Below are 15,211 nucleotides of genomic sequence, written 5' to 3'. Positions count from 1 at the left end.
CGGCACCCGGGGTACCGCAGAAGGCGCCCTTCTGGCGGCTAGTCCGCGAGAGGGGCGCCTTCTGCGGTTCCCGGGGGACCGCTCAGCCGCCGCGCACCCCGAGCGCCGCGAGGGGGACGGCCGCGCCGAGCAGCGCGTCACCGGCGGCGTTGGGGTGGTAGCAGTCGTGGCGCAGGTCCTCCCGCATGACCGTGGGGTCCTCGGGGTCGCGCAGGACCCGGTCGAAGTCGACGACCGCGTCGAAGGCGCCGCTGGTGCGGATCCAGCGGTTGACCGCCAGGCGCACGCGCTCCTTCGCGCTGCCGGCCGGGTTGCACATCGGCAGGACCGTCGCGCCGACCGTGCGCAGCCCCCGCGCCTCGGCGCGGCGCACGACCTCCTGCATCCCCCCGATGACCTGCCGCGCCGCCGCGGGCTCGGCGTTCTCGCCGCCCCCGATGTCGTTCGTGCCCTCGAGCAGCATCACGGTGCGCACGCCGGGCACCGACAGGACGTCGCGCTGGAGCCGGACCGGCGCGGGCTCGCCGCAGCACTGGCCGGTGGGGTCGTACGGGTTGGGCTGGCGGCTCACCGTGTTGCCGGAGATGCCGGCGTTGACGACGGAGAGCCGGTGCCGCGCGGGCACGGCGCGCAGCCGCTCGGCCAGCACGTCGGTCCAGCGGCGCCCGGGCGGGCCCACCGCCTGGTACCCGTCGGTGATGGAGTCGCCGAGCGTGACCAGCGCGCCGCGGGCGGCCGCGCGCCCCGCGACCACGTCCACCCACCAGGTCTGCCCCGGGTGGTAGCCGGTCTCCGTGCTGGGCGCGTCGCCGGGCAGCACGGGGTACGCGGGGAAGGACCGGTCGGACTCCTCGGCGGCGGTGTTGCCGCCGGTGCCGATGTACGACGCGGGCGGGTCCGCGGGGAACGGCGGGAACGTGTGGTCGTTGACCGGGCTGCCGGGCGCGTACACGCTCACCGCCACGTCGCGCCCGCCCGCGACGCGCAGCGGGACCGGGTCGCTCCAGGCCTGCCCGCCGGGCCGGATGCTCACCGAGCGCCGGCCGTCGAAGGTGAGGCGGTGGTTCGAGCCGGGGACCAGGCGGGCGGAGCCGTCGGCGACCGGCCGCCCGACCCAGGCCTCGCGCACCCGCACCGGGGCGTCGCCGTGCGGGTTGCCGAAGCGCACGCGGACGCTCGTGACGTCGACCGAGACCTTGGCGATCTGGCGCACGGTGGCGTCGGGGGCGGTCCCGTGCACGCCCTGCAGGCTCGACCCCCAGACGCCGGCGTACGTCGTCCCGGCGCGGGCCGCGGCGGACGCGCCGGCGCCGCCGCCCGCCGGGTCGGGCGCGGCCTGCGCCTGCGGCGCGACGAGCAGGGCGACGGCGGTGGCGGTCGCGGCGGCGGCGCCGAGCAGGCGGCGCAGCGTGGACGGCGGGGCGGGGGGCTCGGGACGCATGCGCACGCTCCACGACGACGGGGAGGGACCGGACGAGCGGGGCAGGTCTACCACCCCCCGTACCGTCACGGGAAGCCCCGGACCCCTCACGCACCGCGACCCCGACGCGCGAGGGCCCCCACCCGGCGTGCGGGTGGGGGCCCTGGGGCGGGTCGGTCAGGGGGTGACGGACTCCGGCACCTCGACGTCCTGCGGCAGGTCGTCGCGCAGGTTCTCGATGCGCTGCTCGAGTCGGTCCACGGCGCCCTCGTCGTTGAGGAACGTGGTGACGCCGGCGGCGAGCACGGCGGCCAGGAGCACCGCGAGGATGCTCAGCACGAGACCCCCGATGGCCACGCCCTTGCCGGTGACGCCGACCCGCCCGGCCATCTTCATGCCGACGATGCCGAGCACGATGCCGATGATGCCGAGCACGAGGCCGAGCGGGCTGAGGATGACGGTGAGCACCGACAGCAGCGCCGCGAGGCCGAACACGAGGGCGAAGACCGCCGCCGCGCTCGTCTTGGCGGGCTTGTGCGAGACGCGGTGCTCCACGTCGTCCCCGACGCGGGGGTCGTAGCCGGCCCGCTGGTACGCCGGCGGGTAGCCCCCGCGCCCGTGGTCGGTGTCGCGCCCGCGCACGTCGTCCTTGTCGAGGCGGCCGTCGCCGTCGCGGTCGAGCCGGTCGCGCACGCCGCCGCCCTGGTGGGCCGTGCCGTGGTCGGTGTCGCGCCCGCGCACGTCGTCCTTGTCGAGGCGGCCGTCGCCGTCGCGGTCGAGCCGGTCGCGCATCCCGCCGGAGCGCTCGGTCCGCCCGTCGGCGTGGCGCACCTCGATGCGGTCGTCCCCCGTGCCGGTCGTGCCGCCGGTGCGGCCGATCGACGTCGCACCGTTCTCGTTCGTGGCCATGCGTCCCCTCCTCGTTCGCAGCGCCACGGTCCGGCGCGTCCGCCACGGAGGCTCCCCGCGCCGCCGCCCCCGAAACGGGCGGTCGCAGATCAGCGGCCCTTTGTCAACCCCCAGGCGGCACGGGGCCGGGGGTGGCGGTCCGCGCTCAGAGCGCGGCGAAGGCCCCCTCGAGGATGCCGAGACCCTCCTCGAGCAGGTGCTCGGGCATGACGAGCGGCGGCAGGAAGCGCAGCACGTTGCCGTACGTCCCGGCGGTGAGGACGACGAGCCCCTCGGCGTGGCAGGCCCGGGCGACCCGCTGCGTGGTCTCGGCGTCCGGCTCGAGCGTGCCGGGGCGGACCAGCTCGAGGGCGACCATCGCGCCGCGGCCGCGGACGTCGCCGACGACCGGGTGCCGCTCCTGCAGGGCGCGCAGCCGCGGCAGCATCGCGGCGCCGATCGCGCGCGCGGCACCGGCCAGGTCGAGCTCGCGCATCGTCTCGATGCTGGCGAGCGCCGCGGCGCAGGCCAGCGGGTTGCCGCCGTACGTCCCCCCGAGGCCGCCCGCGTGCACCGCGTCCATGACCTCGGCCCGCCCGGTGACGGCGGCGAGCGGCAGGCCGCCGGCGATGCCCTTGGCGGTGGTGACGAGGTCGGGCACGACGTCCTCGTCCTCGCAGGCGAACCAGTCGCCGGTGCGGCAGAAGCCGGTCTGGATCTCGTCGGCGACGAAGAGCGCGCCGTTCTCGCGGCACCAGGCGGACACCGCCGGCAGGAAGCCGGGCGCCGGCACGACGAAGCCGCCCTCGCCCTGCACCGGCTCGATGAGCACCGCGGCGACGTTCCCGGCGCCGACCTGCACCTCCACCTGGCGCAGCGCGCGCTCGGCCGCCTCGGCGCCCGTCATGCCCTCGGGGTCGCGGAACGGGTACGACATCGGCACCCGGTAGACCTCGCCGGCGAACGGCCCGAAGCGGTGCTTGTACGGCATGCTCTTCGCCGTCAGCGCCATCGTGAGGTTGGTGCGCCCGTGGTACGCGTGGTCGAACACCACGACCGCCTGGCGCCCGGTCGCGTGCCGCGCGATCTTCACGGCGTTCTCGACGGCCTCGGACCCCGAGTTGAACAGCGCCGAGCGCTTCTCGTACGAGCCCGGGGTCACCTCGGCGAGCCGCTCGCAGACCGCGACGTACCCCTCGTAGGGCGTCACCATGAAGCACGTGTGCGTGAAGTCGGCGACCTGCGCCTGCACCGCGTCGACGACCCGCGGCGCGGCGTTGCCGACGTTGACCACGGCGATGCCGGCGCCGAAGTCGATGAGCGAGTTGCCGTCGACGTCGACGAGCACCCCGCCCCCGGCCCGCTCGACGAACACCGGCAGCGTGGTGCCGACGCCGGCCGAGACCACGGCGCGGCGCCGCTCGAGGAGCGCCTGCGAGCGGGGGCCCGGCAGGGCGGTGACCAGCCGGCGCTCCTGCGCGGGCGCGCCCGTCGCCCTCTCCGTCGCGGTGCCGGTCACGGTGCCTCCAGGGGCTGCTCGGGGTGGTGCTCGGGTGCTCTGCAGGGGGTGCCCGGGCCGCCGCTGCGGGCAGCGTCCCGGCACGACCACGGTAGTCGCCACCGCCACCATGAAACCAGGGTTGACAGAGGAGCAACCCGAGGTGATCCTCCGACGAGGGCCCGCGCGCCCGCCCCAGACGACCCCAGGAGCCCGCCCGTGACCTCCGCCGTCCCCGTCGCCGCCCACGACGAGCCGTACGACGCCGACCGGGCCGACCGGGCGGCCCGCCCGCTCACCGCCTTCGGGCCGGACTTCCCCTTCGCGTACGACGACTACCTGCGCCACCCGGCGGGCCTCGGCACCATCCCGGCCTCCGCGGTCGGCACCGAGGTCGCGGTCGTCGGCGGCGGGCTCGCCGGCGTCGTCACGGCGTACGAGCTCATGCGGCTCGGGCTCAAGCCCGTCGTCTACGAGGCGCACCAGATCGGCGGCCGGCTGCGCTCGGTCGGGTTCGAGGGCCACCCGGGCGTCGTCGCGGAGATGGGCGCGATGCGCTTCCCGCCGTCCTCGACGGCGTTCTGGCACTACGTCGACGCCGTCGGGCTGACCACGAAGCCGTTCCCCAACCCGCTCGACATCGCCACCCCGAGCACCGTCATCGACCTCAAGGGCGAGTCGCACTACGCGCGCACCCTCGACGACCTGCCCAAGGTCTACCGCGAGGTCGCCGACGCCTGGCACGCCGCCCTCGTCAGCGGGGCGCGCTACGACGAGATGCAGGAGGCGATCCGCGACCGCGACGCCGCGCGCGTCAAGGAGATCTGGAACGACCTGGTGCGCCGGCTCGACGACCAGACGTTCTACGGGTTCCTGTCGCAGCAGCCGTCGTTCCGCTCGTTCCGGCACCGCGAGATCTTCGGGCAGGTCGGGTTCGGCACGGGCGGCTGGGACACGGACTTCCCGAACTCCATCCTCGAGATCCTGCGCGTCGTCTACACCGGCCTCGACGACGAGCACCGCAGCATCGTCGGCGGCAGCCAGCAGCTGCCGCTGCGCCTGTGGAAGCGCTCTCCGGAGCGGATGGCCCACTGGCCCGCCGGCACCACGCTCGCGGACCTGCACCCGCTCGGGCAGCCGCGGCCCGCGGTCACGCACCTGCGCCGGACGCACCCGGGCAGCATCACGGTGACCGACGCGGGCGGCGAGATCCGCACGTACCCCGCGGCCGTGTTCACCGCCCAGAGCTGGATGCTGCTCAGCCGCATCCAGTGCGACGACGCGCTGTTCCCCATCGACCACTGGACGGCGATCGAGCGCACCCACTACATGGGCTCGTCGAAGCTCTTCGCCCTCGTGGACCGCCCGTTCTGGCGCGACACCGACCCCGAGACCGGCCGCGACGTCATGTCGATGACGCTCACCGACCGGATGACGCGGGGGACGTACCTCCTCGACCACGGGCCCGACCGCCCGGGCCTGGTCTGCCTGTCGTACACGTGGTCGGACGACTCGCTGAAGTGGCTGCCGCTCTCGGCCGAGGAGCGGCTCGAGGTGATGCTCGCGTCGCTGAAGGAGGTCTACCCCAAGGTCGACCTGCGCCGGCACATCATCGCCACCCCCGTGACGATCTCGTGGGAGGCCGAGCGCGACTTCATGGGCGCGTTCAAGGCCAACCTGCCGGGCCACTACCGCTACCAGGAGCGGCTCTTCACCCACTTCAAGCAGGACCGCCTGCCCGAGCGCTACCGCGGGCTGTTCCTCGCCGGCGACGACGTGTCCTGGACCGCCGGCTGGGCCGAGGGCGCCGTGCAGACCGCCCTCAACGCCGTCTGGGGCGTCATGACCCACTTCGGCGGGCGCACCCACCCCGACAACCCCGGGCCCGGCGACGCCTTCGACGCCATCGCCCCCCTCGTCCTGCCCGACCAGGCCGACTGACCGCGCGTCGCCGCCATCCCCGCATGATCGCGGCGGCCGTTCCCTGCGGCGATCATGCGGAGATGGCGGAGCCGCCGCTCACGGCAGGATCGCGTCCACGTAGCCCCCGTCGACCCGCAGGGCGCCGCCGGTGGTGGCGGACGCGGCGTCGGAGGCGAGGTAGGTGCACATGCTCGCGATCTCCTCGGGCTCGATGAGCCGCTGCAGGAGCGACTGGGGGCGGTGCTCGCGCATGAACCGCCGCTGCGCCTCGTCCCACGGCAGGTCCTCGCCGACGAGCGAGCGGGCGAAGTCCTCCACGCCGCCGGTGTGCGTGGGGCCGGCCATGACCGTGTTGACGGTGACGCCGGTGCCGGCGACGGCCTTGGCGTAGCCGCGGGACACCGCGAGCAGCGCGGTCTTGGTGACGCCGTAGTGCACCATCTCCGCGGGGATCGCGACCGCGGAGTCGCTCGCGACGAACTGCACGCGCCCCCAGCCCCGCTCGACCATGCCGGGCAGGTACTCCCGCGCGAGCCGCACCCCCGACAGCACGTTGACCTCGAAGTAGCGGCGCCACTCGTCGTCGTCCACCTCGAGCACCGGCTTGGCGCCGAAGATCCCCAGGTTGTTGACGAGCACGTCCACCACCGGCTCCGCCTCGAGGACCGTGCGCGCGCCCTCGGCCGTGGCGACGTCGGCGGCGACCCCGCGGAACGCGCCCCCCGGCACCTCCTGCTCGAGCTCGCGCACGACCGCCGCGACGCGGTCGGGGTCGCGCCCGTTGACGACCGCCGTGGCACCGGCCCGGGCGAGCCCGACGGCGACGGCCCGGCCGATGCCCTGCGTCGAGCCGGTGACCAGGGCCGTGCGCCCGCTCAGGTCGATCTGCACGCTGCCTCCTCGGGACCCGCTGCCTCCGCTCCGGGGCGGGCCTACCCGCGGGCGCGGGCGGGCACCCCCGCCCGCGCGGCCGCCCGGTCAGACGGTCCCGTACGACGCCGCCGCGCCGCTCTCCGGCGCGGTGGCCTCGGGCGCCGTGCCCTCGGGCACCACGCCCTCCGGCGGCACGCCGCCGCCCCGTCCGCCGGGGCAGTCCTCGGCCGGGGGCACCGCGCCGTCGGCGGCCGCCGGGACGTACCCCCGCCCGCTCGTGCTGGTCCCCGTCCCCGACCCGGCGTCGGACGTCGTGGCCGCCGCGATGCCGTAGCCGCCGAGCACGAGGCCCGCGCTGAGGGCGGTCGCCGCGCCCAGGCGGCCCAGGTTCGCGCGCCACCAGGCGGCGCCCTCCGCGCGGCGGACCCGGGGGGTGGGCGTGCTCTCGCTCATGGTCGCTCCTCTCCCGCGGCGCCCCTGCGGCGCCGGTAGGACAGAGGCTCGGCCCCGGCCCTGTGCCGCGGCTGCCGTGCCCCTGTGCGTCCGCTGTGGACCGGTACGGGTCCCCCGTCCGGGCTAAGGCCGCTCCGTCCGGCTGCCGAGGGAGCAGGGACCGGGCGCCCCCGCGGGGGCGCCGCACCCCGGCGGGCGGAGGACCGTGGACGGCGACGGGCGCGTGGTGTCGTACGGCGAGGTCCTCCGCGTGCGCGAGTTCCGCGCGCTGTGGGGGGCGCTGCTCCTGAGCCGGCTCGGCGACCAGCTCGCGGCGGTGGCGCTGTCGCTGCTCGTGTACGAGCGGACCGGGTCACCGCTGCTGACGGCGGCGACGTACGCGGTCACCTTCCTGCCCGTCCTCGTCGGCGCCCCGCTCCTCGCCGGGCTCGCCGACGCCCTGCCCCGCCGCGAGCTCATGGTCGGCTGCGACGTCGCCCGCGCCCTGCTCGTGGCGGCGATGGCGCTGCCGGGGGTGCCGGTGGCGGTGCTCCTCGTCCTGCTCTTCCTCGTCGCGCTGCTCGACGCCCCCTTCACGGCCGCCCGCGCGGCGACGACCGCCGCGATCCTCACCGGCGAGCGGTACGTCGTCGGCGCCGCCGTCGTCACCGTCACCGGCGAGGCCGCGCAGGTGCTCGGCTTCCTCCTCGGCGGGCTCGGCGTGCTGCTCCTCGGCACCCAGGGGGCGCTGCTGGCCAACGCGGGGACGTACGCGCTGTCCGCGCTCCTGCTCCGCTCCCTCGCCCCCCGCCCCGCCGCGGGCGGCGGCGCCCCCGGCTCCGGCGCGCTGGCCCGGCACCTCGGCGGGCTGCGCGAGGGCGGGCGCCTCGTCCTCGGCGACCCCGCGCTGCGCCGCCTGGCGACGCTCGCCTGGCTGTCGGCCGCCTACGTGGTGCCCGAGGCCCTCGCGGTCCCGTACGCGGGCGCGGCCGGCGGCGTCGCCGTCGGCCTCCTGCTCGCGGCGAACCCGCTCGGCACGGTCGTCGGCTCGGTGCTGCTGGCCCGGCTCGTGCCGGCCGCGACCCGGCTGCGCCTCATGGGCCCGCTCGCGCTGCTCGCGTGCCTGCCGCTCGTGGCGTGCCTGGCGTCGCCGCCGTGGCCGGTGGTCGCGGCGCTGCTCGTGCTGTCCGGCCTGGGCTCGTCCTACAACCTGCCGGCCAGCGCCGCGTTCGTCGCCGCGGTGCCCGACCGGCTGCGCGGTACGGCCTTCGGCGTCGTCGGCGCCGGCATGGCCGGCGGGCAGGGCCTCGCCCTCGTGCTCGCCGGGGCCCTCGCCGAGCACCTCGCGCCGGGGACCGTCATGGCCCTCGCGGGGGCGCTCGGCTGCCTCGTCGCCCTGCGGGTCCTCCGGCCCGGTGCGCCCGGGACCTCCGCCTCACCTGCAGTGACCATGAGCCCTGGATCGGTCACGCTGAGCGACTAGCGGGTCACACAGCCCCTGAGAAGTTACGCAGCGTGGCCGTCGCGCGCCACATCCCCGGATTCCTAACGTTGTGTGCATGACGACGACACAGCGCGCGGCGGGCCCCGGCCCCCGGCGGGAGCCGGGGGAGGTGCGCGGGATGAGCAAGATGTGGGCCTGAGCCGCGAGCTCGAACCAGGAGTCACGAAGGGGCGGTGCGCCGAGCACCGCCCCTTCGTCGTGCCGGGACCTCAGGTGCAGGCGACGAGGGCCGAAGGGCCCGGTGGACGACGACGCGAAGGACAGGAGGGGACGTGGACGCCGGCACCCGTGGGCGGGACCCGCTCCGCCTGCTGGTCGCGGGATGCGCGGCGGCCGTCGTCCTCACCGTCGCCATCGCCATCGCCATCGCGGCGGCCCACCCCGCGCCCAGGGCGATCGACGTCCTAGCGTGCGCGACCACGATGCTCTGCGCGATCTTCCTGCGCCTGGATGTGCGCGTGGGGAGCCACCGTGTCCGCACCACGTGGCTCGAGGCCGCGATCGTCCTCGCCGTGTTCGTGCTGCCCGGCGCGTGGGTCACCCTGTGCGCCTGCGCCGCCATGCTCCTCGCCCAGCGCATCGAGGGACTCCCGCGTCCGAAGGTGCTCGTCAACGCGGCCAGCGCCACTGTGGGCGCCGGCCTCGCCAGCGCCGTCTACGGCCCCCTGGCCTCCGCGGGCGCAGGCCTGGTCGCCATGGGAGCTGTCCTCGCCGCCGTCGTCTTCACCGTCGTGAGCGACGTCGTCGTGTCCCTCGCCGTCGCGCTCTCGCAGGGCCTCCGCGTCCGCGACCTGATGCGCGAGGGGATCGGTCTCACCGTCCTCACGACGCTCGGCAACGTCCTCGCCGCCCTCGGCGTGCTAGCCCTGCTGCAGTGGGAGCCCAAGCTCCTGCTCGCCCTGCCCCCGCTGCTGCTGGCGCTGCAGTCCGCGTACCGGAACCGCCTCGACGCGCGCCTCGAGCGCGAGACCTGGGAGGGCCTGTCCGAGGCGACGTCCCGCCTCGCGGTGCTCGACCCGCAGGCCGTGGCCGAGCGGGCGGTGGCGGACCTGGCGGCGCTCTTCCGCGCCGAGCAGGTCGTGGTCGAGGTGACCGACGCGGCCCTGGGCCCCGTGCGGGCGGGAGGTGGCGACGGCCGGGCCGAGGTGGTGCGCCCCCTGCGGGACGGGTCGGGCACCGTCGGCGAGGTGCGCCTGCACTTCGGCGGCGCGGTCGCGCTGACGCCGCGGGAGGAGGCGAGCCTCACGACGTACCTCAGCGCCCTGACCACCGCGGTCCGCAACGCGGCCACCCACCGGCGCCGCGCCCACGAGGCCGAGCACGACCCGCTGACCGGCCTCGGCAACCGCGTGCTGCTCGGCCGGGCCATGGCCGACGCCCTCGCGCCGGCGGGCGGCTCGCCCGTGGTGGCGCTGGCGCTGCTCGACCTCGACCACTTCAAGCAGGTCAACGACGGCCTCGGGCACACCGCGGGCGACGAGCTGCTCGTGCTCGTGGCGGAGCGGCTCGTCGCGGCCGCCGGCGACGGGCTCGTCGCCCGGCTCGGCGGCGACGAGTTCGCGGTCCTGCTGCAGGGGCTCGCGGACGAGGCGGAGGGGGAGCGGCGCGTCCGCGACCTCGTCGACGCCCTCGAGGACCCGCTGCCCCTCGCCGGCATGGCCGTGCGGGTGGAGCCGAGCGTCGGCGTCGCGTACGCCCGCCGCGGCGACCACCCCGGCGTCGGCGAGCTGGTGCGCCGGGCCGACGTCGCCATGTACGTCGCCAAGAGCGGCGGGACGGTCGTGGAGGCGTACGACCCGGCGCGCGACGGCTCGACCGCGCAGGCGCTCGGCGTGCTCGGCGAGCTGCGCGGGGCGATGCGGCGCGGCGAGCTGGTGCTGCACTACCAGCGCAAGGAGTGCCTGCGCACCGGGCGCGTCGTGGGCGCCGAGGCCCTCGTGCGGTGGCGGCACCCCGAGCGGGGCCTGCTCGGGCCGGGCGCCTTCGTGCCGCAGGTCGAGGCCAGCTCGCTCGTCGGCGAGTTCACGCTCCACGTGCTCGACCTCGCGCTCGCCGAGGCTGCCACCTGGCGCCGCGAGGGCCACGACGTGCCGGTCGCCGTGAACCTGTCCGCGCGGCTGCTGCTCGACGCCGACCTGCCCGTACGGGTCGCCGACCGGCTCGCCCGCCACGGCCTCGCCCCCGACGCGCTCGTCCTCGAGGTCACCGAGACCGTCGCCAAGAGCGAGCTCGAGGTCGTCGACCGCGTGCTGCGCGGCCTGCACGCGCTCGGGGTGCACCTCAGCGTCGACGACTTCGGCACGGGGTGGTCGTCCATGACGTTCCTGTCCCGCACCGCGCTGCACGAGGTGAAGATCGACCGGCGCTTCGTCGCCGGCATGCTCGGCCGCCCCACCGACGCGGCCGTCGTGCGCGCCACCGTCGAGCTCGCCCGCGGCTCGGGGCTCGTGGTCGTCGCCGAGGGCATCGAGGAGCCGGCGCAGCGCGCCGCCCTGCTGGCGGCCGGCGTCGAGGTCGGCCAGGGGTACCTGCTGGGCCGGCCCGTGCCCGCCGCCGAGTTCCGCCGGTCGCTGGAGCGTGCGCCGGTCGCGCCGGTGCCCGCGGTCGCCGCAGCGGCCGTGCCGGTGCCGCGCCCGGGGCCGTACGCGCTGCGCCCCAGCGCCTGACGCGTCCCCATGAGGGGCACCCCCAGGCGCTCACGGCCCCTGAGGGTGCCCCTCAGCAGACTCGACTCTGCTGGGGGTGCCCCTCACGCGCAGATCCCGCCTCGGGGTGCCCCTCATGGGCGCAGCGTCCGCCTGGGGGTGCCCCTCATGGGCGACGCGTCAGGCCTCCCCGCCGCCCGTCCCCGTGGTGCGCCGCGACGCCCCGGGCTCCCCGACGCCGTGCGCGTCCTGGCCGTCGCGCTGCTGCTCGACCTCGTCGACGGGCACGAGGATGGGCCGCAGCCGCACCCAGAGCAGGAAGAGGCCGCCGACCACGAGCAGGCCCAGGCCGGTCCACAGGTTGATGTTGAGGTCGTCGGCCTTCGCGAGCTGCTCCTCGGTGGTGAAGAACAGCCCCATGACCGTGAGGATCACGCCGTAGACGACGAGCAGCGCGCCGATGACCGTGCGGACGTCGAACGCGCCGGCCTTCTCGCGCCGGCCGGAGGACGGGCCCGACGGGCCGCCGGAGGAGGGGGAGGTGGACGGGGTGTGCGCCATGGTGCCCTCCGGTCAGGCGAAGACGATGTTGAGGACGACGATGAGGGCGAAGGAGATCCCCGCGAGGAGCGTGGGGCGCCGCCACCACACCGCGTCCTCGCCGACGGGCTGCTCGGTCCGCTGCTCCTTGGGCGTCAGCGAGTAGACGAGGCCGCGCAGCTCGGAGTCCGGCTTCGGCTGCGTCCGCAGGGTGACGAGCACGCTGAGCACGATGTCGACGGCGAACGCGACGCCGGCCGCGAGGAACGCCGCGCCCTGGCCGGGCAGGTCTAGCACACCGGTCTCGGAGAGCACGAAGACCGTGACCGCGGAGAGGGTGCCGGCGACGAGGCCGACCCAGCCGGCCGTCGGCGTCATCCGCTTCCAGAACATGCCGAGGATGAACGTGGCGAACAGCGGCGCGTTGAAGAAGGAGAACAGCTGCTGCAGGTAGTCCATGAGGTTCGCGTAGCCCGAGGCCACGAACGCCGTGCCGATGGCGCCGACGGTCCCGACCACCGTCACGACCCGGCCGACCCGCAGGTAGTACGCGTCGGGGCGGTCCTTCCTGATGTACGTCTGCCAGATGTCGTAGCTGAAGACGGTGTTGAGCGAGCTGACGTTCGCCGCCATGCCCGCCATGAACGCGGCGAGCAGGCCGGTGAGCGCGAGGCCCAGCAGGCCGTTGGGCAGCAGGTCGCGAATGAGGAGCAGCAGCGCGTCGTTGTAGTCGACGCTGCCGGTGCCCTCGGCCTTGAACTGCACGAGCTCGGAGACCTCGACCGCGGCGATCATCCCGGGGATGACGACGATGAAGGGGATGAAGATCTTCGGGAACGACCCGATGATCGGGGTGCGGCGCGCGGCGCTCATGTTCTTCGTCGCCATGGCGCGCTGCACCTCGACGAAGTTCGTCGTCCAGTAGCCGAACGAGAGGACGAAGCCGAGGCCGAAGACGATGCCGATGACCGACAGGACGTCGGAGCCGAAGCCGGACAGGGCGTTCCCGGGCCAGGCCGACAGCTGCTCGGCGCCGCCGGGGCTCGCGCTCACCTCGTCCACGAGGCCGCCCCAGCCGCCGACGCGGTGCAGGCCGACGAGGGTCAGCGGCAGCAGCGCCGCGACGATGACGAAGAACTGCAGGACCTCGTTGTAGATGGCCGCCGAGAGCCCGCCGAGGAAGGTGTACGTCAGCACGATGGCGGCGGCGACGACGACCGACAGCCACAGCGGCCAGCCCAGCAGCACCTCGACGACCGAGCCGAGCAGGAACAGGTTCACGCCCGCGATGAGCACCTGCGCCAGCGCGAAGCTGATCGCGTTGACGAGGTGGGCGCCGGGGCCGAAGCGGCGCAGCATGAACTCGGGGACGCTGCGCACCCCGGAGCCGTAGTAGAAGGGCATCATGACGATGCCGAGGAACAGCATGGCCGGGACCGCGCCGATCCAGAAGTAGTGCATCGTCGCCATGCCGTACTGCGCGCCGTTCGCCGACATGCCGACGATCTCGATGGCGCCGAGGTTGGCCGAGATGAAGGCCAGGCCCGTCACCCACGCGGGCAGCGAGCGCCCCGACAGGAAGAAGTCCAGGCTCGTCGACACGGCCCGGCGGGCGAGGAACCCGATGCCCAGCACGAAGACGAAGAAGATCGCGACGATCGCGTAGTCGACGGCGACCGCGTCCAGGCGGAGCTCCTCCGCGGAGACCAGCATCCGTGCTCCTCTCACCCGGCACGGAGCGTTCGTTGCCCGCGCGCACGGAGGGCGGTCCCCCGTACGACCCGGGGCGAAACGGGGGTCAGGGACGCAGGTCGGTGACGATGCGGGGCCCGCCGGACGGGTCGACGCGCACCGGCAGCTCCCACTCCCCCTGGTGGACGCGGCACACGGCGTCCTCACCGGCGCCGCAGGAGGCGGCCGACGCCGACACGAGCAGCACGCCCTCGCCGACGGCGGGGTCCAGCTCGAGGTCCCGTACGAGGCCCGGGGCGCGCCCCGCTCCCCCGCGCAGCAGAGCGGCGGGCGCGGCGGCGACGGCGAGGCGGGTGGCGGGGCCGTACCGCTCGTCGAGCGCCTCGCCCTCGGGCGGGGCGAAGCGCACCTCGAGGCGGGCGGCGGGCGCGACCGGCTGCGGCGCGCGCCGCTGCTCCTGCCGCACCCCGACCTGCGTGCCCGGCCCGAGCGGCACCCGCCGCAGCGCGTGGGCCGCGGACTCCACCACGAGCAGCGCGCCGCCGTCGACGACCGCGGCGACCGGCTCGGCGAGCCCCGTCGCGAGGGTGGTGACCCGGCCCGACGCCGGGTCGTAGCGGCGGACGGCGCCGTCGTACGTGTCGAGGACGCCGACCGCGCCGTCCGGCAGCGCCACGAGCCCCTGCGGGTGCTGCAGCAGCGCCTCCTCGCCCGGCCCGTCGCGGTGACCGTGCGCGAAGAGCCCCTGGCCCACCGCCGTCGCCACCCGCCCGCCCCGGACCCGGCGCAGCGCCGAGGACTCCGCGTCGGCCACCCACAGGTCCCCGCCCACCACCGCGAGCCCCGACGGCTGCGCGAACCACGCGTCCGCCAGCGCGCCGTCGACGAGCCCCTCGCGCCCGGTGCCGGCGAGGTCGGCGACGGTCCCGCCGAGCGGGTCGTACGCGAGCAGCCGGTGCAGCCCCGCCGCCGCGACGACCACCCGCCCCTCGTGCCAGGCGACGTCCCAGGGCGACGAGCGCGGGACGACGAGCAGGGTGCGCAGCGACCCGTCGGCGAGCCGGAGCCCGCGCAGGGCGTGGTTGCCGGTGTCGGCGACGACGACGTCGTAGCCGGCCCGCGCGGCGACGCCGGGCGGGAGCAGGAGCAGCCCCCGCGGCTCTGCCAGGCGGTGCGGGCCGGGGCCGCGGGTGCCGTCGCCGGCGACGCGGGTGCCGTCGGGCCGGACGAGCGCGTGGTGGCCGGTGTCGGCGACGAGCAGCCCGCCGTCGGGCAGGCGCAGCAGCCCGGCGGGGAAGCGCAGCCCCCCGGGGTCCCCGGGCGGGGCGACGCCCGGCGGCGGGCCGGGGCGCAGGTGCGCGCGCTGCTCGTCGAGGAGCCGCTCGACGGTGCCGGCGAGCTCGGCGGCGTGGCCCTCGCCGACGTACGTCGCCGCGACGTAGCCGCGCGGGTCGACGACGACGAGCGTGGGCCAGGCCGAGACCGCGTACGCCCCCCAGGTCGCCCGGTCCGCGTCGTCGAGGACCGGGTGGGCGACCCCGTGCCGGGACACGGCGTCGCGGACCGCCGCCGGGTCCGCCTCGTGCGGGAACTTCGGCGAGTGCACGCCGAGCACGACGACGACGTCGGGGTGCGCGGCCTCCAGCGGCCGGAGCTCGTCGAGCACGTGCAGGCAGTTGACGCACCCCGCGGTCCAGAAGTGCAGCACGACGACCCGACCGCGCAGGTCGGGCAGGTCGAGCCGTTCCGCACCCACCCACCCGCGGCCCGCGAGGCGCGGCGCGCGGACCCTCACG

The 15,211-nt window shown here is 76.0% G+C and carries 11 protein-coding genes; 3 read left to right on the top strand and 8 right to left on the bottom strand.

Features of this window, described 5'->3' with window-relative positions; genetic code table 11:
• Positions 1 to 82 precede the first annotated feature (82 nt).
• The 3 genes from D5H78_RS14810 to gabT all read right to left on the bottom strand — a co-directional run bounded on the left by D5H78_RS14810 (position 83) and on the right by gabT (position 3,827).
• Entirely contained in the window at positions 83 to 1,441 is a 1,359-nt protein-coding gene (locus D5H78_RS14810) for a GDSL-type esterase/lipase family protein (protein ID WP_119951265.1), read from the bottom strand.
• Between the two features lie 156 nt (positions 1,442 to 1,597).
• A complete protein-coding gene (locus D5H78_RS19590) occupies positions 1,598 to 2,329 on the bottom strand; it encodes a DUF4190 domain-containing protein (RefSeq protein WP_177891252.1) in 732 nt (243 codons plus the stop codon).
• A 145-nt stretch (positions 2,330 to 2,474) separates the two neighbouring features.
• Positions 2,475 to 3,827, bottom strand: coding sequence for a 4-aminobutyrate--2-oxoglutarate transaminase (gabT, locus tag D5H78_RS14800; protein WP_218566652.1), 1,353 nt, complete (start codon positions 3,825 to 3,827; stop codon positions 2,475 to 2,477).
• A gap of 198 nt (positions 3,828 to 4,025) precedes the next feature.
• Here gabT and D5H78_RS14795 point away from each other — a divergent pair, with 198 nt between their 5' ends.
• Positions 4,026 to 5,747 (top strand): flavin monoamine oxidase family protein, encoded by a 1,722-nt coding sequence (locus D5H78_RS14795; RefSeq protein ID WP_119951263.1) that lies wholly within the window; start codon positions 4,026 to 4,028, stop codon positions 5,745 to 5,747.
• A gap of 78 nt (positions 5,748 to 5,825) precedes the next feature.
• On the opposite strand, the gene D5H78_RS14790 is transcribed toward D5H78_RS14795, so the two are convergent.
• Both D5H78_RS14790 and D5H78_RS14785 read right to left on the bottom strand, forming a co-directional pair.
• Entirely contained in the window at positions 5,826 to 6,620 is a 795-nt protein-coding gene (locus D5H78_RS14790; RefSeq protein ID WP_119951262.1) for an SDR family NAD(P)-dependent oxidoreductase, read from the bottom strand.
• Positions 6,621 to 6,707: 87 nt separating this feature from the next.
• Positions 6,708 to 7,055 (bottom strand): hypothetical protein, encoded by a 348-nt coding sequence (locus tag D5H78_RS14785; protein ID WP_119951261.1) that lies wholly within the window; start codon positions 7,053 to 7,055, stop codon positions 6,708 to 6,710.
• Between the two features lie 205 nt (positions 7,056 to 7,260).
• On the opposite strand from D5H78_RS14785, the gene D5H78_RS14780 reads away from it, so the two are divergent.
• Positions 7,261 to 8,517 (top strand): MFS transporter, encoded by a 1,257-nt coding sequence (locus D5H78_RS14780; RefSeq protein ID WP_119951260.1) that lies wholly within the window; start codon positions 7,261 to 7,263, stop codon positions 8,515 to 8,517.
• Positions 8,518 to 8,810: 293 nt separating this feature from the next.
• The gene (locus D5H78_RS14775) at positions 8,811 to 11,204 is read left to right on the top strand and encodes a putative bifunctional diguanylate cyclase/phosphodiesterase (RefSeq protein ID WP_119951259.1); all 2,394 of its coding nucleotides are present in this window, start codon (positions 8,811 to 8,813) and stop codon (positions 11,202 to 11,204) included.
• 159 nt (positions 11,205 to 11,363) lie between these two features.
• On the opposite strand, the gene D5H78_RS19830 is transcribed toward D5H78_RS14775, so the two are convergent.
• The 3 genes from D5H78_RS19830 to D5H78_RS14760 form a co-directional block, all read right to left on the bottom strand.
• Positions 11,364 to 11,744, bottom strand: coding sequence for a hypothetical protein (locus D5H78_RS19830; RefSeq protein ID WP_218566651.1), 381 nt, complete (start codon positions 11,742 to 11,744; stop codon positions 11,364 to 11,366).
• Between the two features lie 12 nt (positions 11,745 to 11,756).
• Positions 11,757 to 13,436, bottom strand: coding sequence for a sodium:solute symporter family protein (locus D5H78_RS14765; protein ID WP_119951258.1), 1,680 nt, complete (start codon positions 13,434 to 13,436; stop codon positions 11,757 to 11,759).
• A gap of 85 nt (positions 13,437 to 13,521) precedes the next feature.
• Positions 13,522 to 15,210: a redoxin family protein gene (locus D5H78_RS14760; RefSeq protein WP_119951257.1), complete on the bottom strand. Its 1,689-nt coding sequence runs from the start codon at positions 15,208 to 15,210 to the stop codon at positions 13,522 to 13,524.
• Position 15,211: the final 1 nt, after the last annotated feature.

Source organism: Vallicoccus soli (assembly GCF_003594885.1).
Lineage (GTDB): Bacteria > Actinomycetota > Actinomycetes > Motilibacterales > Motilibacteraceae > Vallicoccus > Vallicoccus soli.
The sequence above is the reverse complement of the archived record's forward strand: the minus strand, read 5'-3'. Positions and strand labels throughout refer to the sequence as shown.

What these genes read in the sequence shown, in the direction of transcription:
- D5H78_RS14810 (WP_119951265.1), bottom strand. Translation starts at nt 1,441, where the DNA reads ATGCGTCCCGAGCCCCCCGCCCCGCCGTCCACGCTGCGCCGCCTGCTC.
- D5H78_RS19590 (WP_177891252.1), bottom strand. Translation starts at nt 2,329, where the DNA reads ATGGCCACGAACGAGAACGGTGCGACGTCGATCGGCCGCACCGGCGGC.
- D5H78_RS14785 (WP_119951261.1), bottom strand. Translation starts at nt 7,055, where the DNA reads ATGAGCGAGAGCACGCCCACCCCCCGGGTCCGCCGCGCGGAGGGCGCC.
- D5H78_RS19830 (WP_218566651.1), bottom strand. Translation starts at nt 11,744, where the DNA reads ATGGCGCACACCCCGTCCACCTCCCCCTCCTCCGGCGGCCCGTCGGGC.
- D5H78_RS14765 (WP_119951258.1), bottom strand. Translation starts at nt 13,436, where the DNA reads ATGCTGGTCTCCGCGGAGGAGCTCCGCCTGGACGCGGTCGCCGTCGAC.